At 67.6% G+C, this 617-nt stretch carries 1 protein-coding gene; it reads left to right on the top strand.

Features of this window, described 5'->3' with window-relative positions:
* Positions 1-617: transposase domain-containing protein (locus VXC91_RS46620; protein WP_329513368.1), on the top strand; the 617-nt coding region annotated here is incomplete at both ends.

The following is a 617-nucleotide window of genomic DNA, read 5'->3' on the forward strand; positions in this document are numbered from 1 at the left end:
TGGGGGCGGTGACCCGGTGGGTGACGCCGGAACTGGTCGCCGAGGTGCTGGAGAAGTGCGGGGTCCGGGACAAGAGGCCCGGAGCGCTGCCCGCTGGCTTCATGGTCTACTTCACGCTTGCCTTGGCGCTGTTCCAGCAGGACTCCTACGACGACGTAGCAGAGCAACTTGTTGGCAATATTGAGGAGTTGAGCGGAAGCATTCCTAACAAGTCCTCGTTCACGCGGGCACGCGGGCGCCTGGGACCGCTGGTCCTGGAGACCCTGTTCCGAGAGCTGGCGGGCCCGTTGGCCTCCGATGGGCTGAAGGAGTCCTTCTACCGCGGGATGCGGCTGGCCGCGGTGGACGGGTTCGTGCTGGACGCGCCGGACACGACGGTCAACCGGGCCGTATTCGGCGGGCCGGTCAAGAACGGTCAGCCAGCGGGCTTCCCCCAGGTGAGAGTGGTGACGCTGACCGAGTGCGGCACGCACGCGCAGATCGACGCGGCGGTGGGCGGCTTCAGCGGCGGCGAGCCGGAATTGGCGATCAAGATGGCCGGCGCGTCGGCCGGGATGCTGGTCATCATGGACCGGGGATTCCCCGGGGTGGCTCTCTGGAAGGCATACACCGGAGCG

This window comes from Streptomyces chiangmaiensis (assembly GCF_036281785.1).
GTDB classification, from domain to species: Bacteria; Actinomycetota; Actinomycetes; order Streptomycetales; family Streptomycetaceae; genus Streptomyces; species Streptomyces chiangmaiensis.